The sequence below is a fragment of the uncultured Piscinibacter sp. genome (genome assembly GCF_937952055.1).
In the GTDB taxonomy this organism is placed as follows: Bacteria; Pseudomonadota; Gammaproteobacteria; order Burkholderiales; family Burkholderiaceae_C; genus Piscinibacter.
This window is the reverse complement of the sequence record NZ_CALFYO010000021.1, coordinates 63,250-83,377: the sequence shown is the minus strand read 5'-3', so window position 1 is coordinate 83,377 and position 20,128 is coordinate 63,250. Positions and strand designations below refer to the sequence as shown.

The 20,128-nt window shown below is 68.8% G+C and carries 15 protein-coding genes and 1 pseudogene; 8 read left to right on the top strand and 8 right to left on the bottom strand.

The window, feature by feature from the left end; all coding sequences use genetic code 11:
* Positions 1–7 precede the first annotated feature (7 nt).
* From Q0599_RS14570 to Q0599_RS14535, 8 genes are read right to left on the bottom strand one after another with little or no spacing between them, the layout of a single operon-like run.
* Positions 8–1,096, bottom strand: a complete 1,089-nt coding sequence (locus Q0599_RS14570) for a 4Fe-4S binding protein (RefSeq protein WP_298830580.1) — start codon at positions 1,094–1,096, stop codon at positions 8–10.
* Entirely contained in the window at positions 1,093–1,596 is a 504-nt protein-coding gene (locus Q0599_RS14565; RefSeq protein WP_298830578.1) for a hypothetical protein, read from the bottom strand. The genes Q0599_RS14570 and Q0599_RS14565 overlap by 4 nt, the downstream gene beginning before the upstream one ends.
* Positions 1,593–2,294 carry a hypothetical protein gene (locus Q0599_RS14560; RefSeq protein WP_298830576.1) on the bottom strand — a complete coding sequence of 234 codons (702 nt, stop codon included), beginning with the start codon at positions 2,292–2,294 and terminating at the stop codon, positions 1,593–1,595. Before Q0599_RS14560 ends, Q0599_RS14565 begins: the two co-directional genes overlap by 4 nt.
* Positions 2,291–2,692, bottom strand: a complete 402-nt coding sequence (locus Q0599_RS14555; RefSeq protein WP_298830574.1) for a DUF309 domain-containing protein — start codon at positions 2,690–2,692, stop codon at positions 2,291–2,293. Before Q0599_RS14555 ends, Q0599_RS14560 begins: the two co-directional genes overlap by 4 nt.
* A gap of 9 nt (positions 2,693–2,701) precedes the next feature.
* On the bottom strand, positions 2,702–3,496 hold the full coding sequence (locus Q0599_RS14550; protein ID WP_298830572.1) for a molecular chaperone: 795 nt from the start codon (positions 3,494–3,496) through the stop codon (positions 2,702–2,704).
* 21 nt (positions 3,497–3,517) lie between these two features.
* Positions 3,518–6,154, bottom strand: coding sequence for a molybdopterin-dependent oxidoreductase (locus Q0599_RS14545; protein ID WP_298830571.1), 2,637 nt, complete (start codon positions 6,152–6,154; stop codon positions 3,518–3,520).
* A 27-nt stretch (positions 6,155–6,181) separates the two neighbouring features.
* Positions 6,182–7,039, bottom strand: coding sequence for an NrfD/PsrC family molybdoenzyme membrane anchor subunit (gene nrfD, locus Q0599_RS14540; protein ID WP_298830570.1), 858 nt, complete (start codon positions 7,037–7,039; stop codon positions 6,182–6,184).
* Positions 7,040–7,053: 14 nt separating this feature from the next.
* Positions 7,054–7,758, bottom strand: coding sequence for a 4Fe-4S dicluster domain-containing protein (locus Q0599_RS14535; protein ID WP_298830569.1), 705 nt, complete (start codon positions 7,756–7,758; stop codon positions 7,054–7,056).
* A 355-nt stretch (positions 7,759–8,113) separates the two neighbouring features.
* Between Q0599_RS14535 and moaA the strand changes: the two genes are divergently transcribed.
* The 8 genes and pseudogenes from moaA to Q0599_RS14500 all read left to right on the top strand — a co-directional run bounded on the left by moaA (position 8,114) and on the right by Q0599_RS14500 (position 20,127).
* Positions 8,114–9,103: a GTP 3',8-cyclase MoaA gene (gene moaA, locus Q0599_RS14530; protein ID WP_298830568.1), complete on the top strand. Its 990-nt coding sequence runs from the start codon at positions 8,114–8,116 to the stop codon at positions 9,101–9,103.
* 73 nt (positions 9,104–9,176) lie between these two features.
* Positions 9,177–10,034, top strand: a complete 858-nt coding sequence (locus Q0599_RS14525; protein ID WP_298830567.1) for a PhnD/SsuA/transferrin family substrate-binding protein — start codon at positions 9,177–9,179, stop codon at positions 10,032–10,034.
* A 7-nt stretch (positions 10,035–10,041) separates the two neighbouring features.
* The gene (locus Q0599_RS14520) at positions 10,042–11,526 is read left to right on the top strand and encodes a sensor histidine kinase (RefSeq protein WP_298830566.1); all 1,485 of its coding nucleotides are present in this window, start codon (positions 10,042–10,044) and stop codon (positions 11,524–11,526) included.
* On the top strand, positions 11,489–12,853 hold the full coding sequence (locus Q0599_RS14515; RefSeq protein ID WP_298830565.1) for a sigma-54 dependent transcriptional regulator: 1,365 nt from the start codon (positions 11,489–11,491) through the stop codon (positions 12,851–12,853). The genes Q0599_RS14520 and Q0599_RS14515 overlap by 38 nt, the downstream gene beginning before the upstream one ends.
* A gap of 331 nt (positions 12,854–13,184) precedes the next feature.
* Positions 13,185–15,401, top strand: coding sequence for an SLC26A/SulP transporter family protein (locus Q0599_RS14510; RefSeq protein WP_367180964.1), 2,217 nt, complete (start codon positions 13,185–13,187; stop codon positions 15,399–15,401).
* Positions 15,402–15,422: 21 nt separating this feature from the next.
* Positions 15,423–15,941, top strand: a pseudogene (locus tag Q0599_RS26195) (transposase); the annotation flags it as partial.
* 47 nt (positions 15,942–15,988) lie between these two features.
* Positions 15,989–16,666, top strand: coding sequence for a transposase (locus tag Q0599_RS26190; RefSeq protein ID WP_367180953.1), 678 nt, complete (start codon positions 15,989–15,991; stop codon positions 16,664–16,666).
* A gap of 512 nt (positions 16,667–17,178) precedes the next feature.
* A complete protein-coding gene (locus tag Q0599_RS14500) occupies positions 17,179–20,127 on the top strand; it encodes a S8 family serine peptidase (RefSeq protein WP_298830562.1) in 2,949 nt (982 codons plus the stop codon).
* Position 20,128: the final 1 nt, after the last annotated feature.

The following is a 20,128-nucleotide window of genomic DNA, read 5'->3' as shown; positions in this document are numbered from 1 at the left end:
CTCGCTGTCAGCCGAAGATGGCGTCGAAGTCCAGTTCGTCGCCGGCGCACACGTCGCACAGCGTGCCGTGCGCCGCGGCAATGAAGGAGCGGTCGCAGCGCGTGCAGCGGCGCTTGGGGCGCGCATGCAGTGGCACCGCCTCGCGCCGGGCGAAGCCGTCGGCAGCCGCCGCCTCGCGCAGGTGCAGGACGCGCGGCTGGCAGGCCTCGACGCAGACGCCGCAGCCCACACATCGCGACGCGTCGAAGCCGAGCGCCCATGCGCTGCCGTTCTCGCGCACCTGCAGCGCGCCGGTCGGACAGGCCCGCGCGCACGCCTCGCAGCTGCTGCACCCGGGCTCCAGGCGCACGTCGCCGAAGGGCAACGAAGGGTGCGCGGCAAGCGGCACGCCAGCGACGGTCAGCCCGAGCAACTGCAGCAGATCACGCTGTGCGCCGGGTGCCACGCGCGCGGCTCGGATGGCGCGCAGCGGTGCTGCGGCGGCACGCGCCGCCGCGCCGCGCTGCGCTGCGTTCTCGCCGACCCTGGCCAGGCGCCTGAAGAACTGGCGCCGCGCGGCGCGGCGGTCGTCGCTCTGCCCGGCGCCTGTGCTCTGGCGCTGGACCAGCGAGACGCCGGCCCAGGAGCCGGTGTCATCGGCCACACGCAGCGACTCGACGGCGTCGAGGCTGGCCGCCAGCTGCTCGCTGCCGCGCGCGCCGTGGCTGCAGTCGGCGCAGTGGTCGCTGCCGGCGAGATGCAGCGCCGTGCCCTGTTTGACCAGGAAGGCCAGCAGGGCAGGCCCCAGCGCCCCCAGGCAGGGAACGACGGCGTCCGCGTCTGCACCGGACGGCGCGCAAGCGAAGGAGAAGGAACTGCGGCCACGCGCCTGGTCGATCAGCGCCATCGGCGAGAGGCTGGCGTCCGTGAAGGCCTCGGTGCGGCAGGCGCCGACGCACAGCCCGCAGTGCCGGCAGCGCTCGCTGGCGATCACCGCGCCCTCGTCCGAGAGGACGATCGCATCGTGCGGGCAGGCCTGCTCGCAGCGTTGGCACGCGCTGTAGCGGAAGCGATAGCGCACGCAGCGACTGGCCTGGATCTCGGGCACGGCGCTCATGGGAGTCCCCGGCGCGAAGCGCTCGCTGCGGGCCGTGGCGGCTTCGCCTCGAAGACGTGCAGCGGCGTGTCCTGCTGGCAGGTGTTGTGGGGGATCACGAAAGTGAACTTCGAGCCGGGCTTGCTCGCCTCTGCCTGCAAGCGGATGGCGACGGACTGCCAGGCCAGATAGCCCCCCTTGACCGCGTAGACGTCGTGCGGGCTGCGCCGGGCCAAGGTCCTGGCCACGGCCAGGCCCCGTGCGTCGCTGTCGGCGACGACCACGACCGCGCTGGTGGCCTGGATGCGCAGACCGTCGCGGTAGACCAGCGCGCCGTCCAGCGCGGCAGCCGCGCGGCGCTTCGCGCTGCGCGCGTCGATCACGCAGCATTGCGGCGATTCGACCAGCAGCGCCAGCAGCTGCTCGTCGTCGCGCAGCGACGCGTTGCCGGCACGGGCCGACGCAGCCACGATCTGCAGCAGCACGGCCAGCACCAGCGCAGCGATCGTTCGCGTCCTCATGCCGCCAGCTCGCGGGTGGCGCGCGGCGCGGCGAACCGAGCCAGCAGGCGTTCCGCCAGCCCCCCGGCCGCAGGGGTGTCCGGCAGCACCAGGCGACGCACCTGGCCGAACTCGACCCATGGCGCGAAATCGGCGTCGGGAGCGTCGAGCGCGCTGAACCACAGCCGCTGACCGAAGCGCTCCATCAGTCCGGCACACAGGTCCAGGTCGCGATCATCCTGGATGTCCACGCTGACCAGGATGGTCGTGACGCCGAGCTGCACGAGCTTCTCGATGCGGCCGCCGACCTCGATGCCGGTGCCCTGCCTGTCGCTGCTCAGCAGCTCCCAGCGCGCCTCGGGATGGCTCGGCACCATGCACCTGAAGTCGCCGTTGGACTGCGCGTCGAGCGCCCAGGACACGGCCATGCGCCTCGCCGGCAACCAGGCGCCGATTCGGGCGGCACCGAACTCCACGATCGCCGCGCTGAAGACCGAGACGTCGCCCAGCGCGGCGTCGGCCAGCAGCACCTGGCGTGACCCCGTTCTCAGTCGGGCGCGCGCCGGCCCCAGGCCGCCCTTGCCGAGCACGAGGGTGGCGTGGGGCGCGGCCGACGGGGCCCCGGCGCGGTCGAGCATGAACAGAGGCTGCGCGGGCGACGACGCAGAGGACGCCGCCACCCATCGCGCCAACACGAGTTCGCTGCGCTCGCCGCTCATGCGATCTCCCTCGCCAGCCGGAACCTGCGGTACACGAACGGCTGCATGGGGCAGTCGGCCCGGGGCGGCAGGCCGACGAGCAGCGGCCGCAGTTCGGCCAGGCTCTGCAGCACCGGCTCCACCGCGACGCCCTGGTGGCTGGGCACGTACGGCGCCAGGAAGACCGTCGCGTCGTCGATCATCATCAGTGCGCCTTCCTGGTTGCCGCACTGCGTGAAGTGCAGCGCCAGGGCGGCGAACGCCAGGCCCTGGAGGAAGCGGGCGTCAGGGTCCTGGTCGCGCAGCACGCGCGCGCCGACCAGCTCGTTCCAGCGCAGGTTCAGCCAGTCGTGCACGGCGCGGAAGTCGTTCCCGTCCCACAGCGTGGCGAGTTCGTCCCAGTCGTAGTCGGGCAGCATGACAGGCCTTCAGCAGGTGGGGGGCAGACCCCGGCCGGACTCGCAGGCGCCACACACCGGTTCGTCGGGGTCGAACAGCACGGCAACCTCGCTCTTGGGGACCTCCTCGCGGCCCCCATCGGCGTCATCGACCCGCAGCCCGAGCCGGTCCAACTCGTCCTGCGCCAGTTCGCGCAGCAGGCGCGCCATCTCGCGGTAGAAGGAGTGCTCGGTGGCGCGCTCGACCAGCCCGGCATAGCCGCGCACCCAGCGGCCCAGGTGCTGCACCCAGAAGCGCTTGAGGTCCTTCTCCGCGCGCAGCCGTGTGGCGAGATCGCCGCGGTCCTGGGCGTCGGCGGCGCGCTCGAGCAGCGCGGCGACGAACAGCAGTTCGACGCCCAGCGCATCGTCGAAGACCTCGAAGCGACCGCGACGGACCGCGAACCCCGCGGCCCGATAGGCCTCCTTCACCTCGAAGTACGGCTGCTGCTGGTAACGTCCGGCGAGGCGCGCCGACTCGACGGGCGGGCAGCCGCCGGGCGCGGCCAGCAGCGTGGCGAACTCGCAGGCGAGGTCGTCCTCGACGCGCTCCACCGGTGGCCGCAGGAAGTCGGCGTCGAAGGCCAAGCCTGCCCCTTCGAGGGCCTGCAGCGACTCCGGCTGGCGCAGCGCCTGCAGATAGTCGCGGCCCGGCTCCTCGGCGAACGCGCCGGCCAGCAGGCGGAACAGCTGCGCCCGTGCACGACACTCCTGCGCGCTGGCCGGGTCGGGCCTGGCCGCGGGCCCGGCCCACAGCGGCTCGACGCGCACGATGCTCTCCAACATGCGTGACTCCTGGTGCTGGGATCAGTGACCGCCGGGTGCCTTGTGCTTGACGCTGTCCGGCCCGGCCCACGAGGCCATTTCCGGATGCATCGTGCGGTGCAGGTCGCCCGTGTACGCGTAGCGCAGGGTCTCCTTGAAGGCGGCCACGTGCTTGTCCCAATCGGCCTTGATGTCGCCGTACTTGTCGTTCGGCCCGGCCTTGGTCACCTTGACCAGCGTGTCGTACCAGCCCTGCGAGCCGCCGATCGGGTCGGCCACCACCGGGATGATGGCGTTCGGGTGCACGCCCTTGTCGTCCCACCAGACGTTGTTGTCGATGTCCGGGTCGCTCGTCGCACCCCAGGCGCCGCCCTTCTCCTGGCGCTGCTTGAGCTGTGCCAGCCGGCCGTAGGCCCAGTGGCCGAACGCCGTGGGGATGGCGACGACCTTCGGGTGGATGCCTTCGAACACATAGGCCTTGGTCACCATGTAGCCGACGCTGCTCTCGATGCGCACCAGGTCGCCGGTCTTCACGCCGAGCTTCCTGCCCGTCTCGGTGTTCATCCACACCGGGTTGGCGTGCATGATCTCCGCCAGCCACTTCACCGCCGCCGTGCGCGACTGCTTGTGCACGTTGATCTTGTAGGTGGTCAGGATCAGGTCGTCGTCCTTCATCTCCTTGTGCCAGGGGATCTGCTTGAAGGTGGGCATGGGGTTGAACCCGTAGTCCGCCCATTCATCGACGCGCACGTTGATCAGCCGGTTGTGGCTCGGGAACCCGACGACGTTCCTGCCGTTGCGGCGCAGCCCGATGACCTTGCCGCCCTTGGTGATGTTGCCGGACTTGTCGACCACCGCGCCGGCCATGTCCGCCGCCGGCACTTCCTTCATGTGCAGGCCGTACTCGGCCTGGATCTCGCGGCCGGTCTTGTCGACGATCTTGCCGTTGCGCGGATCGAGCCGGCCGTAGATCGGCCACACGCCGTGCTTCTTCAGGAAATCCAGCCCGCCGGCCTCCTTCAGGCCCGGCACGTTGTCGAAGTGCTGGCGCATGTAGTCCTCGCCGTCCTTGAAGTTCCAGTACTGCTTCATGCCGCGCTTGCCGTCGGGGTCGAGCTTCAGGATGATGTCGCGAAGCAGGATGCGGTTCTCCCGCGACTCGCCGAGCGGCTTGATGACCGGCTGGCGGATGCCCAGCCAGGGGTGCAGCGAGTTGGGCATCGACTCCGGCTCCCAGCGCTCGAGGTAGGGGCAGTCGGGCAGGATGATGTCGGCGAGCGCCGTCTCCTCGCCCATGAACGGGCTCATCGAGACGTAGAACGGGATCAGCTTCTCGTCGCGATAGAGCTTGCCCCACACGGTGTCGGCCCCCGGGTTGGTGTAGACCGGGTTGTCCTGGTAGGTGAAGTGCACGTTGATCTTCTGCTTGCCCTCGGCGATCCAGAACGGCAGCAGCTGGCTCACCTTGTGGCCGGCCAGCGGGTAGTCCGGCGGCGTCGACAGGTACGAAGGCTTGGCCGGCTTGGGCGGCTCGGGTTGCGGCTGCGGCCAGCCCATGCCGCGCGGCAGGCAGTAGCCGCCGCGCTTCTCCACGTTGCCGGTCATGATCGGCAGCATCATGCAGGCCTTCTCGTTGTACGAGCCGTACAGGTGCTTGGCCGGGCCGCGGTAGGTGAACAGCGTGGCCGGCTTGGTGGTGGCGAACTCGCGCGCGATGCGCTCGATCGTCTCGGCCGGCACGCCGGAGATCTTCGACGCCCACTCCGGCGTGAACTGCTTGTAGTGCGCCTTCAGTTCCTCGACCGTGACGTTGGTCCAGGAGTTGATGAAGTCGCTGTCCTGCAGGTCGTCGCGCAGGATCACGTGGCCCATCGCCAGCGCCACCGCACCGTCGGTGGCGGGCAGCACCGGGATCCATTCGTCCGACCGGCCGGCGCTGTTGGACAGCCGCACGTCGAAGGTGACGAGCTTGCAGTTGTTCTCGGCCACGCCTTCGGCGATGCGCTGCGACAGCGGGTTGTGGAAGTACGCCGCCTCGAGGATGTTCGAGCCGAAGTTCAGGATGTACTTGGCGTTGGCGAAGTCCGGCGTCTCGATGTCCGGTCCCCAGGTGGGCTCCATGCCGATCTTCTTGGACGACTCGCACACCGAGGTGTGGTTGAGGATGGTCGCCGAACCGAGCGTGTGCATGAAGCGCGGCAGCGTTCCCCCGGTGCGGTTGCGGCCCCACTTCAGCGAGATGGTGTTGGGGTCCTCCTTGATCGCCGCGTCGAGCCTGGCGGCGATCTCGGTCAGCGCCTCGTCCCAGGTGATGCGCTTCCACTTGCCTTCGCCGCGCGCGCCCACGCGCTTGAGCGGATAGAGGATGCGATCGGGGTCGTACGTGTACCACATGCCCGAGTTGCCCTTGGCACACAGCCGCCCGCGCGTGGACACGTGTTCCGGGTTGCCCTCGAGCTTGACGATGCGGCCGTTCTCGACGTACGCGATCGCCCCGTCCTGGATGTTGCAGACATGGCAGGTGATCGGGATCGCCTGGCGTTCGGTGCCCGTCACGGGCGAGACGTCCTTGCCCCCGAGTTCCTGCTCCATCGCATGCAGCAGCTTGGGGGCAGCCACCGCGGCCGCGGTCGTGCCGGCGCTGACCTGCAGGAAGGTCCGACGTGTTGTTTCGAACATGGTCCTTGTCTCCTCAGTCGAGCGTGATCAGAAGTAGGTCTGGACGATCTGGCCGCCCACGAGGATCGAGTAGCGCAGGGCCATGCCGCCGACCAGGATGAGCAGGGCGGAGAGCATCACGCCGCTGGACTGGCGGCCGAACGGGGCCAGCAGCACGGCGATCGGCACGGCCGTGCCCAGGATGACGCCAAGCCAGAGGAAGGCCGCGCTCAGCGAGCCGGTGGTCAGGATCATGAAGGTGAGTTCCTGCCCGACGCCGCCGTACGAGGTCGTCCCCAACAGCGAGACGAGCATCACCGCCACGCCGCCGGCCCCCCACAGCATGAACTGCCGCAGCACGCCCACGAGGCGCGACTCGCCGCCGGCGAGGAAGGAAGCGACCGCGGCGCCGGAGACCAGCGACAGCGCGACGAACAGCACCGGCATCAGCGGCGTGTTCCAGACCGGGCGGTTCTGGTGCACCGTCAGGTCGAAGCCCGTGTAGACGGGCAGGCCGAGCGCCAGCAGTGCGCCGAGCACCGCGAGCGTCTTCGCGACGGGCTCGTTGCCCTTCTTCATCATGAACAGGTACAGCACGGAAACGATGCCGAACGAGACGAGGTTCAGGCCGCCCCATGCCAGCGGGGAGGCAAAGTTGAGATAGGTCGGATTCAGCGTGTTGAGGAAGCGCATCGGCTGCGACAGGTCGCCGATCAGCAGTGCGCCGCTGACCACCAGCAAGGCGAAGGAAACGTACGCCGCCTTCGCCCGCAGCACCTCGAAGGCCTCGCGGAACCACGACAGCGCGGAGAAGAAGAACAGCGCCGCGGAGATGCCGATGGTGAAGAAGTAGATGGCGTAGGCGCCGCTCCAGGGGATGTGATGAAAGATCGTGTAGTCGCCCATGGTGTGCTCCCCGTTCAGATCCTGACCGCGCCGAAGGACTTGCGGTCCTCTTCCTGCCCCTCGGGCAGGTTGTAGACCGCGCGGCCGTGCTCGCTCAGGTTGCGATCGGCGCCGATGTAGAAGACATGCGGCTTGGTGCCTTCCTCCGGTCGCAGCACCTGCGTCGGCAGGTGGCTGACCAGGTAGGACACCTCGCTCTTCGGGTCGTTGATGTCGCCGAACACGCGCGCCCGGCCGATGCAGGTCTGCACGCAGGCCGGCACCAGCCCCTGCGTCACGCGGTGGTGGCAGAACGTGCACTTGTCGACCACGCTGGTGATGTCCGTGTAGGTGCGATGCTTGGGCAGCATGAAGCGGGCGTTGTACGGGCACGAGGCCATGCAGGCCTTGCAGCCGATGCAGCGCTCGTAGCGCTGCAGCACGAAGCCGCCGTCATCGACCTTGAAGGTCGCCTCCACCGGACAGGCGCGCACGCAGGGCGGGTCGTCGCAGTGGTTGCACAGGCGCGGCAGGAACTGCTTCTTCACGTTCGGGTAGGTGCCTACCACCTTGTACGGCACCCAGGTGCGGAACACGCCCAGCGGCACGTCGAACTCCGCCTTGCAGGCGACCATGCAGGCGTCGCAGCCGATGCAGCGCCGCAGGTCGATGACCATCGCGTAGCGCTTCTTGCCAGGGACGCCGCGCGTCTCGATCGACGAGGTCCGCAACTCGCTCATTGGATGTCTCCTCAGGTCATGGATGGCGGGAGCCCTCTGCGAGTCCCGCCGCGTCCGCGCTTCGCGCTTCGATGGCGGTCGCTCGTCGTGCTTTCTGCAACTCGCGAGCCAGGCCGTGCGAACTCGGGGTTAACGAGCGTCTGTACAGGGAGCCCCTGGCCGTCGCGGCTGCGGCGCGTTGCCGTTCGGTGACATGGGGTCCGCCGGCGCGTTACGGTCCGGTAACGCAAGCCGGAGGCCAGTCCGGCTCGAACGCGACACGGCCGGGGCAAGGGGCATCGGGTCGACGCCGGGCACGTCGATGGCACGAGGGTTGCACCCGCAGCGCGCACCACACAGACGGGCGAGGCCGGGCATGTCCCCAACGGATGGAGGTCTGCATGATCGATTCGGCCGCAGGGTCGACGATCTGCGTGTCTCGATCACGGACCGCTGCGACCTGCGCTGCTGCTACTGCCTGCCGAAGGGCTACCGCAATTTCGAGGACCGCGAGCGCTGCCTCGACCTCGAGCAGATCGAACGTGTCGTCGGCGTGTTCGCCGCCCTCGGCGTCGGCCGCGTGCGCCTCACCGGAGGCGAGCCGCTGCTGCGGCGCGGCCTGGTGCAGCTGGTCGGCCGCCTGGCCGCGCTGCCCGGCGTGCACGAGCTGTCGCTGAGCACCAACGGCACGCAGCTGGCGGATCAGGCGGCATCGCTGCGGCAGGCCGGCATCGCCTGCCTGAACGTCAGCCTCGACTCGCTACGTGCCGACCGCATGCGCCAGATCACCGGCAGCGACGTGCTGCACGCGGTGATCGACGGCCTGATGGCCGCCAGGCAGGTCGGCTTCGATCCGATCAAGCTCAACATGGTGCTGCTGCGCGGCGTCAACGACGACGAGATCGACGACATGGCCGCGTTCTGCATCGCGCATGGCTTCGTGCTGCGCCTGATCGAGGCGATGCCGGCCGGCGACACCGGCCCCCACGCGCAGTCCGCCGACCTGCTGCCGCTGCGCCTGCGCCTGCAGCAGCGCTTCGGCCTGCTTGACGCCGCGGTCCCCGGCGGCGGGCCGGCGCGCCAGCTCAGGTCGCCCGACGGCCGCTTCAGCATCGGCTTCGTCACGCCGCCGTCGCAGCCCTCCTGCGGCGCCTGCCATCGCGTGCGCCTGTCCGTCGACGGCAGGCTGCACACCTGCCTCGGGCGGGACCACAGCCTGCCGTTGCGGTCGCTGTTGTGCTCCGGTGCGAGCGACGTGGATCTGATCGCGGCGATTCGCGGCGCCATCGCGCTCAGGCCCGAGCGGCACGAATTCCGCGAGGCACCGGGAAAGGTGATGCGCGTCATGGCAAGGGCGGGCGGATGAGGCGACGATCCTTGCCGGGCCGAATGCCCGCGTGCCTAGAATGAAACGAGAGCATCCACCAGGTCAATCCGCCATGGTCTGCACGTCACGCCGCTCGCTGCTGGCGGCGGCGTTGTGCGCAGCGGGACTCGGGCATGCGCGCGGCGCGGCCGCGGAGCCGCCGCTGCGCATCGGCTTGACACCGGTCTTCCTCGACGACCAGGTCGCCTTCCTCAACGTCTGGCGGAGCTACCTGGAGCGCGAGCTGAATCGGCAGGTGCGCTTCGTCCAGCGCGGCAGCTACCGCGGCATCGTCGAGCTGCTCATGCAGGGCCAGCTCGACTTCGCCTGGCTGTGCGGATACCCGTTCGTGCGCTACCGGGACCAGCTGCAGCTGCTCGCGGTGCCGCTGTACCACGGCAAGCCGCTGTACCAGTCGTACCTGATCGTGCCCGCGGCGGACACCGTCACGCGCTCCATCCTGGACCTGCGCGGCAAGGTCTTCGCCTACTCCGATCCGGACTCGAACTCCGGCTACCTGTTCACGCAGTACTCGCTGCGGCGGCTGAACGAGGCACCGGCGTCGTTCTTCGGCAAGACCTTCTTCACCTGGGCACACCGCAAGGTGGTCGATGCGGTGGCGGTCGGTCTGGCCCAGGGCGGCGCCGTCGACGGCTATGTGTGGGACACGCTGGCCCTGTCGCACCCCGGGCTGACCGGCCGAACGCGCATCGTGGAACGCTCTCCGGAGTTCGGCTTCCCGCCCTTCGTGGCCCGGGCTTCGGTGGCCGGTGAGGGGTTCCGCGCGATGCAGTCGGTGCTGTTGCGCATGCCCCACGACGCCGACGGCGCGGCCCTGCTCAAGCGGCTCAATCTGGACGGATTCGAGCCGGGGACGCCGGCGCTGTTCGACGGTGTCGAGGCGATGTTCCGGGCCGTCGGTGCAGCCTGAGGGCTCCATGCTGCGCGACCTCAGCCTCGCCTACAAGACGCCGCTGCGCATCAGCCTGCTGGTGGTCATCACGGCGGTGCTGGTGACCGCTGCGCTCGTGGCGCGTGAGCGCGACGAACTTCGGCGCGACCTGATCGGCCACTCCGAGAACGTGGCGCGCGTGCTGACCAAGACGCTCATCGAGCCGATGGTGCACGACGATGCCTGGCGTGCGTTCGAGATCATCAACACGCCGTTCCAGGCCACGCCCGGCGCGAGGCCCTCGCAATCGGCCGAGATCGTGCTCGTGCTCGACACCCGGCAGCGCGTGTATGTCTCGACGCGCCCGCCGGACTACCCGATGCTGAGCGACCCGGCGCGCATCGACCCCGAGTACGCGACGATCCAGCAGGCGGTGAGCGAGCTGCGCACGGCCGAACCCACGGCGATGACCACACCGGCCTCGAACAAGCTCTACATGGTGGCGCCCATCGTCTCCGACGGCGTGCAGTTGGGCACGCTGGTGATGGGCTATCCGAGTTCGGTCTTCACGCAGCGCTTTGCCGGGCTCCTCCAGCGTGCCGGACTCGTCACCGCCCTCGTGCTGGTGCTGCTGCTGCCGGCGGGCTGGTACTTCGGGCGGCTCATCGCGCAGCCGCTCGTCGACCTGGCCGGCGCCATGGGCAAGGTCGGCCGGCACCTGCCTGCGGACCTCGACTACGCCTCGACCTACGTGGGCCGCGACGAGATCGGAAGGCTCGGCGCCGAATTCCAGCGCATGCTCAGCGAACTGCGCGACAAGGAGGCCCTGGAGAGGCAGATGATCGCTTCGGACCGGCTGGCGGCCATCGGCAGGCTCACCGCGGCCATCGCGCACGAGATCAACAACCCCCTGGGGGGCATGCTCAACGCCATCAGCACCTTCAAGCGCCATGGCCCGGCGGATCCTCTGACGACGCGCACGCTCTCGCTGGTCGAGCGCGGGCTCATGCAGATCAAGGAGACCGTGGCGGCGCTGCTGGTGGAGGCCAAGGTGGAGAGCCACCCCTTGACCCGCCAGGATGTCGAGGACACCCGCACGCTGGTCCTGCCCGACGCGCAGGCCAAGGACGCCAGGTTCTTCTGGGACAACCAGATCGCCGGAGCCTTGCCCCTGCCGTCCACGCTGACGCGGCAGATCCTCATCAATCTGCTGCTCAATGCGGTGCAGGCGATCAGGCACGGGGGTACAGTGCACTGCCGGACGGTGCTTGCGGACAATGCGCTGCAGATCGAGGTCTCGAACGATGGCGACCACATCCCCGGTGAGAAGCTTCCCTACCTGTTCGAGCCGTTTTCCATGCTGAGCCGCAACGGCGCAGGTCTGGGCCTGTGGGTCACCTACCAGATCGTGCAGCAGCTGGGCGGCGACATCCGGGTCAGGAGCATCCCGAACGAGACCGCCTTCACCGTGATCCTGCCGCTGAAGAAGGAACATGAACCGCAAGCCCGCGCCGACGTTGTGCCTGGTTGAAGACGACGAGATCATGGGCGAGTCGCTGTGCGACCGCTTCCGGCTCGAAGGCTTCGAGGTGGACTGGCATCGCCGTGCGGCCGACGCCATGCGGGCCATCGCACGCACCGGCTACGCGCTCGTGATCAGCGACATCCGCCTGCCCGACTTCAGCGGCGAGGCCCTGTTCGAACGCCTGCAGGAGGGCTCGGTCGATCTGCCGCCGTTCATCTTCATCACCGGCTTCGGTTCCATCGAGCGCGCGGTGGCCCTGCTGAAGCGGGGTGCCACCGACTACGTCACCAAGCCCTTCGACCTCGACGAACTGGTGCTGAAGGTGCGCCAGCTCAGCCAGTCGCGCGCGGGCTGCGCCGACTCGGACGTCGAGGGCACGCGACTGGGCATCTCGGCCGCGATGCAGAAGATCGAGGCCACGCTGGCCCGGCTCGCCGAACACGCCGGCATCGTGCTCATCACGGGGGAATCCGGCGTCGGCAAGGAGCGCGTCGCCCTTCAACTGCACCGCCTGGCAGCGCGTGGCGCGGAGCAGCCTTTCGTCGCGGTGAACTGCGGGGCCATCACCGAGACCCTCATGGAGGCCGAGCTGTTCGGCTACGAGAAGGGCGCCTTCACCGGCGCGCTGCGAACGCGGAAGGGCGTGTTCGAGCAGGCCCACGGCGGCACGCTGTTCCTCGACGAGATCGGCGACATGCCGCTGGCCATGCAGGTCAAGTTGCTGCGCGCCATCCAGGAGCGGCGCATCGTGCGCGTCGGGGGAGAGACCTCTATACCGGTGGAGGTGAGGATCATCTGCGCGACGAACCAGGATCTGCGCGCGCGCGTCGAGGCCGGAGCGTTCCGCGAGGATCTGTTCTATCGCATCAACGTGATCCATCTGCGCATCCCGATGTTGCGCGAGCGGCGCGAGGACATTCTCTGGTTCGCCCGCCAGTTCCTGCGCGAGTTCGGCGAGCAGCACGGCGGCCAGCCGCGGGTCCTGTCGCCCGCGGCCGAGCAGGCCCTGGTGAACTATCCCTGGCCCGGCAACCTGCGCGAGCTGCGCCACTGCATCGAGCGCGCCTGCATCCTGTCCGGCGACACCACCCTCGAACCCTCGGCGCTGTTCGAGAGCTGGCCGGAGGGCGCCGCCGGGCAGGCGCACGCGGCGGGTACCCTGGAGCAGTACATCCGCGATTGCGAGCGCGGCTACATCCAGCAGGCGCTCGAGCGATGCCAAGGGCAGATCGGCAACACCGCGGCCCATCTCGGCATCAGCCGCAAGAACCTGTGGGAGAAGATGAAGCGGCTGCAGATCCAGGGCCGGGTCCAGGGGGCCGAGGAAGGGTGAGCCCGCAGCGCCGAGCAGAAGGAACGAGGCCCTGCCGCGACACGAAGCCCTGGCGCCGCGTCCGCGCCGGCGCCCCCGCGCCGCGAAGCATCCGCTACCATGAACCGATGCGTGGCCGTCCCGAGGACTTCACAGCGCGCGCCCACGGGCGGCAAGGAGCTTCGGCCCCGCGAGGTGAGGCCACGACGAGACCACGGCCCGTCGGCGTTGTGCACGATCTGCCGCGACTGCAGGGTGTCCCCGACGGCGGATCCGCCAGGAGCCTCGACCGCCCGGCCGTCCGTCTGATCGACGCTCCTGCCGCGCCGCCTTCCTTCTCGGCCTTGTGGTGATGCACGCCTGGCTCGACGGCAAGCGCCGCGACATCGTCGGCGGTCTGGTGTCAGCGGCGGTGGCCATCCCGCTGGCCATGGGCTACGGCATGTTCGCGTTCGTGGCTCTGGGCGACCAGTACTTCGCGCATGGCGTACTCGCAGGCCTGTACACGGCGCTCGTCGTGGGGGTCGTCAGCGTCGCCGCGGGCGACCGCTCGACGACGGTCTACGCACCGCGCGTCATCACCACGTTCTTTCTCGGCTCCTTCGTCTTCGCGCTCGTGCATTCCGAAGCGCCGGTCATCCGCGAGGGCAACGTCGGTCAGACGCTCGCCATCGTCTTCTCGATCATTCTCGTCGGCGGCGCTTTCCAGGCGCTCTTCGGCCTGCTGCGCTTGGGCACGCTCATCCAGCACATGCCGCATCCCGTGATGGCCGGATTCCAGAACGCTGCCGCTGCCTTGCTCTTCCTCGTGCAGATCGGCAACGTGCTGGGTTACGAGACGAACGTGCGCCTTGTCGAACTCCTGCCCAACCTGGACTCGGCGAAGCCGCTGTCGGTGGGGGTCGCCGTCTTCACGATGCTCGTGATGTGGCACACGCGGCGGGTCACTGCGTCGATTCCACCGCTCGTCGCCGGCATCGTGGCCGGAACCGCGGCCTATCACGCGCTCGCCTGGTTGGGCTGGTCGAGCCAGCTCGGTCCGGTCATGGGATCGACGCCGGCTGCGATGGTCGGCCCCGAGAACCTGCCGGCGTTCGCAGCGCTGGTTCGGCAGCCGAGCTTCCTGGAGATCCTGCCCACCATCGCGATGGGTGGACTGGGCCTGGCCATCATTGCGTCCATCGATGCCTTGCTGTGCACCCAGCTCCTGTCGCGCCCGGGCGAGCCCCGGCCCCACGGCGATCGCCAGCTCGTCCGCCTCGGCATCGGCAACATGGCGGCCGCGAGCCTGGGCGGCATCACGAGCGGCGTCAACCTCGGTCCGAGCGTGGTCAATCGCACGTACGGCGCACGCACTTCGCTGTCGGTGCTCGTCAATGCAGGCGCCGTGCTTGCGACCATCGCGTTCCTGATGCCGGTCCTGGCGCACCTGCCGCGGGCCGTCCTGTCGGGCGTCATCATGGTGATCGCCATCCAGCACGTCGACCCCTCCACCATCCATCTCGTCAAGCGGTTCTGCTCCAGGAGCGTGGCGAATCGCGCCGGCCTCGGCCTCGACCTGCTGGTCATCGCGCTGGTGGCGACGCTGTCGATCGCGTTCAACATCGTGCTGGCCGTGTTCATGGGTATCGGCATCGCCGTCGGCCTTTTCATTCTGCGCATGAGCCGCGGCCTGATCCGGCGCACCTACCGCGGCGACGCGCTGCCGTCGCGCCGACTGCGCAACGCGCCTGCGCGGGCGATCCTCGCCACTCAGGGCAGACAGATCCATGTCATCGAGCTGGAGGGCGCCATCTTCTTCGGCTCCGTCGAGCGGCTGGCCCGTGCCATCGAACGCGAGCTCGGAGATGGTGCGTACTTCGTCATCCTCGACCTCAGTCGGGTCAGCGATGTCGACATGACCGGCTGCCGTCTCGTCTGGCAACTGCACGCAGATCTCGCTGCGCGGGGCAGAACACTGCTGCTCGCGGGCGTGAAGTCGAAAGCCCACTGGGGGCGCATGCTGCTCGACCTCGGCGTGACGACTGCCGTGGCCGGCGAGCGGACGTTTCCGGACTCCGACCGGGCCATCGAGTGGGCCGAAGATCAAGTCATCGCCGCCGCCTCGGGCGACGTAGGCGCCAATGACGAGGTGGCATTCGAGGAGCTCGAGATCTGCCGGGGCTTGAGCACGGAGCAGCGCGCCACGCTGCGCACCCTGGTGGAGCTGCGTCGCTACGACCAGGGCGACGTGGTCTTTTCCCAAGGCGACGAGGGATCGGAGCTCTTTCTCGTCCTGCGGGGCAGCGCGAGCGTGGAACTGCGACATCCGGACGGGGGTGCGACGCGATTGGTCAGCTTCTCCGCCGGCACGGTGTTCGGAGAACTCTCGCTGCTCACCGGCACGCCGCGCTCGGCCACCGTCCTCGCCGACAGCGAGCTCGACTGCCTGGTGCTGACCGAGGCAGCCTTCCAGCAATTGAACGCCAACCATCCTGACATCGCCATCCAGGTGGTCATCAACCTCGCACGCCAGGTCAGCAACAGCCTGCGACGCTCCACGCGGACCATCGAACAGCTCATGTCGTAGGTCACCGCGGGCGGTGACGCAGTGCGCCAGCCGCTTGTCGGGCCGCGGTCGTCCGTCGACCGTAGGACGGTACCGACGGCATGCGCGGATCACGCCGCGACCTTCATCGCCGAGACAGAGGCGGCCACCGCGGCCGACCTGCCGCACTTCGTCAAAGACGAGTTCGACGCCTTCCTCGAATGCGGCATTCTGGCGCGCGGCTTCCTGCGCCTGTGCCTGCGCTGCAGCGACTGCGGGCACGACAAGCTGGTCGCGCAGCCCAAGCTGTTGACGCCTGTCCTGCAGGTGGTGCACCGCGCGATCAAGCGCCACCTGCTCGGTCAATCTGGCCTGAAGGCGGATCAGGCCGACTGCGGCGCGGTCGCGCTGATCCAACGCTTCGGGTCAGCCGTCAACCTCAACGTCCACCTTCACTGCCTGGTGTTGGACGGTGTGTACCGGCGCGGCACAGACGGGGCGCCGGGGTTCGTCGAAATGCCTGCGCCGACCGACGTGGCGCTGCGGACGGTGTTGCACAGAATCATCACCCGCATGATGAAGCTGCTCACCCGTCGGAGGTGTTGGTCGAAGAGGAGGGGTCGACCTGCATGGCCGACAACGACGGCGATTCGGACCGAGCCCGCGTGCTCAGGCCGCTGCAGGCCGCCATGCCCCGGGAGAGGGATTTCAGGCAGGCGCTGTGTGCCGAGGGCAACGGCTCCAGCCTGCACGCTGCGGTGCGCTGCACGGCAGAAGACCGCCAGGCGCTCGAGCAGCTGTGCCGCTACAGCACGCGCCCTGCTCTGGCCAGCGAGCGCGTGCAGACCAACGCCGCCGAGCAGGTGGTGCCGAAGCTGAAGACCCCCTGGCGCCATGGCAGCACGCACCTGGTGATGTCGCCGCTGGGGTTCATGCAACGCCTGGCCGCACTGGTGCCCAGGCCGAGACTGCATCTGCTCCGCTTTCATGGCGTGTTGGCACCCAATGCCACGCTGCGCGCGATGGTGGTGCCGCAAGAGCCAGAGCCGCCGGCGCAGGCCTCACAGCCCGTCCAGTGCGAGGCGAAGTGTGCGCACCACCGCCCGCTGCGGCTGAGCCGGGCCAAGCTGCTCAAGCGGGTGTTCGAGATCGACATGGCGCACTGCCCAAACTGCGGCGGTGGGTTCAAGATCATGGCGGCGCTCTTGGAGCGGCCGGTGATCGAGAGGATCCTCACACACCTGGGGTTGCAGGCCAGGGCACTGCCGCGCTCACCTGCCCGCGTTCAAGCGCTGCAAGCGGCTTGACGAGTCCGATCCACCACAGTTCATGCGGCCCGGCGTCCAGGGCCGCTGGTACGCGCTTTCGAACGGGGTCAACGGCACTCGGCCGGTCGCCGTCAACCAACAAGACCAAAGAAGACCCCACTCACAGCCTCGACCCATGGTCCCGGCCACCCCATTGCAGCCTCAGCGCCACGAATAGTGCGTTTGAACGACCTGTCCTCGCGCCTGACTTCGAGCGCTCGAACCGCATGGAGCGGACCCGAATCCCAGGCGGTGGGCAGAGGTGCCTCCTGCGATGACGGACACCATGTCCGAGGGCACCCCCCTGAACGATGGGGGAAGCGTTTCTTTGCGGGTGGCTGTGGGGAATACCCCCGAACGTCCGCTGGGACTGTCCGGTTTCAATCGGTGACACGCGCAGCCATACGCCGCGCGTGTCACTGCTCACAGGGGGACATCACCCAACCTCGGTGAGCGACGCACCACCAACGAACGGTCGGCGCCATCCGCGCACGATCCCAAAAGGAAGCGACATGCAAGACTGGATGCGATGGCAGCAAGGCCTGATGAGCATGGCTGCGGTGGGCCTGATGACGGCCTCCGTGGGGGCCGTCGCCGGCAACCCCAATGGCAGGGGCGTCAACAGCGCCTACATCGTGCAGATGGCTGACGCACCGGCAGTCGCCTACACCGGCGGCATCGCCGGCTACGCGGCCACCAAGCCGGCCAAGGGCCAGAAGATCGATCCCAACGGCTCGGCCGTGGTGCAATACAAGGCCTTCCTGGCGGGCAAGCAGGATGCCGCGCTGAGCAGCGTCGGCGGCGGCAGGAAACTCTACAACTACGGCTACGCCTTCAATGGCTTCGCGGCCGAGTTGACCGAGGCGCAGGCGCAGAAGCTCGCGCAAATGCCGGGCGTCCTGGCCGTCACCAAGGACGAGATCCGCAAGATGGACACCACCAGCACCCCGAGCTTCCTCGGGCTGACCGGGGCGGCGGGGTTCTGGGCCACGAAGGCCAAGGGCGAGAACGTCGTCATCGGCATCATCGACAGCGGCGTCTGGCCCGAGCATCCGAGCTTCTCGGACCGCACCGACAGCAACGGCAATTTCTCCAAGGACGGCAAGCTGGGCTACCAGCAGCTTCCCGGCTGGAACGGCAAGTGCACGCCGGGTGAAGCGTTCGCCGCCAGCCATTGCAACCAGAAGTTGATCGGCGCGCAGTACTTCAACGCAGGCTTCGGCGGCAACGCCGGCATCAAGGCGCAGTTCCCGTACGAATTCAACTCGCCGCGCGACGCCGACGGCCACGGCTCGCACACCGCGTCCACCGCGGGCGGCAATGCCAATGTGGTGACCACCGGTCCGGCGGCCGTGTTGGGCAACATCAGCGGCATCGCGCCGCGCGCCCGCATCGCGGTCTACAAGACCTGCTGGGGCAACAACGGCGAGGGCGGATGCGCCGGTGTCGACAACGTCGCGGCGATCGACCAGGCCGTTGCCGACGGCGTCGACGTCATCAACTACTCGATCAGCGGTACCAGCACGAACTTCCTCGACCCCACCGAGGTGGCCTTCCTGTTCGCCGCAGACGCCGGCGTGTTTGTGGCGGCATCCGCTGGCAACAGCGGCCCGAGCGCGTCCACCGTCGCGCACCCCAGCCCCTGGATCACCACGGTGGCGGCGGGCACGCACAACCGGGATGGCCAGGGCTCGGTGACGCTGGGCAACGGTGCCACCTATACCGGCGCTTCGGTCGCCAAGGCGCTGGGCTCGGCACCGCTGATCGACTCGACCGCGGCCGGCCTGCCCGGCGCCGATCCGACCGAGGTCGCGTTGTGCTACGGCGCTGCCGACGGCGGCGCGGTGCTCGATCCCGCCAAGGTGGCCGGGAAGATCGTCGTCTGCGACCGTGGCGTCACGGCCCGCACCAACAAGAGCCTGGCAGTGCAGCAGGCGGGCGGTGCCGGCATGATTCTGGTGAACACCAGCCCGAGTTCACTGAACGCCGACTTCCATTCGGTGCCCACCGTCCACGTGCAGAGCGACGCCCGTGCGGCGATCAAGGCCTACGCCGCCTTGGCAGGGGCCACGGCGGCCATCAACGACGCGGCGATCCTGACGAATGCCCCGGCGCCGTTCACGGCCTCGTTCTCGTCGCGTGGGCCGCTGCGTGCTGGTGCTGGTGATCTGCTGAAGCCCGACCTGATCGCGCCTGGGGTCGACATCCTGGCCGCGGTCTCGCCGATCGGCTACAACGGCCGCACCTTCGACCTGCTGAGCGGCACCTCGATGTCCAGCCCGCACGTGGCCGGCCTGGCAGCGCTGATGAAGGAACTGAAGCCGACGTGGAGCCCGATGGCGATCAAGTCGGCGCTCATGACCACTGGCAGGGACGTGCTGGACCCGAATGTCAGCACGGCAACACGCATCTTCCGTCAGGGCGCGGGCCACGTGCAGCCGATGGCTGCCGCGGACCCGGGGCTGGTGTTCGACTCCGGTTTCAGCGAGTGGCTGGGCTTCTTGTGCGGCACGGGCCAGTTGACGGCTTCGTATTGTCCCTCCATCCGCATCGACCCGAGTAACCTGAACGTGGCGTCGATCGCCATCGGCGATCTGGCTGGCGAGCAGACAGTCACCCGGCGCGTCACCAACGTGGGCGGCAACCCGGCCAGCTACACGCCGTCGATCAGCGGGCTGAGCGGATTCAACGTGACCATGTCGCCGGCCACGCTGACGATCCCCGCGGGGGAGACGCGCTCGTTCACGGTGAAGTTCGTGCGCACCACGGCCGACCTGAACGGCTACACCGGTGGACAGTTCTCGCTCTCCGACGGCACGCGCACCGTGCGCATGCCGGTGGTGGTGAGGCCGGTGGCGCTGGCGGCACCGAGGCAGGTCAGCGGAACGTACAACGTGACCTTCGGCTACGACGGGCCGTTCGGCGTCACCGCGCGCGGGCTGATTCCGGCCGCGCTGACGGACGGCAATGTCACGCAGGACCCTGACCAGACCTTCGACCCGGGCGACCCGAGCGGCACGGTGATGGTGACCGTCAATGTGCCTGCCGGCACGACCTACGCGCGCTTCTCGCTGTTCGACGGTGACGTCGCGCCGGGTAGCGATGTCGACCTGTACGTTTATGGTCCCACGGGCGCGCCTGCAGGCAGCAGCGGCAACGGTGGATCGGACGAAGAGGTGAACCTCGTCAATCCGGCGCCAGGCACCTACTACGTGTTCATGCACGGCTGGGGCCTGCCGGCAGGTGCCTCGCCGTTCAAGCTGCACAGCTGGGCGCTGGGCACCACCGCTGCGGGCAACATGACGGTGACGGCCCCGACCCAAGCGGTCCTGGGCCAGACCGGCGTCGTCAGCATCACGACGAACGGCTTGACCGCCGGCGTGAAGTACCTCGGCGCGGTGGCCTACACCGGCCCTGCGGGCCTGCCGAACCCGACGATCGTGCGCATCGACACGCCTTGAT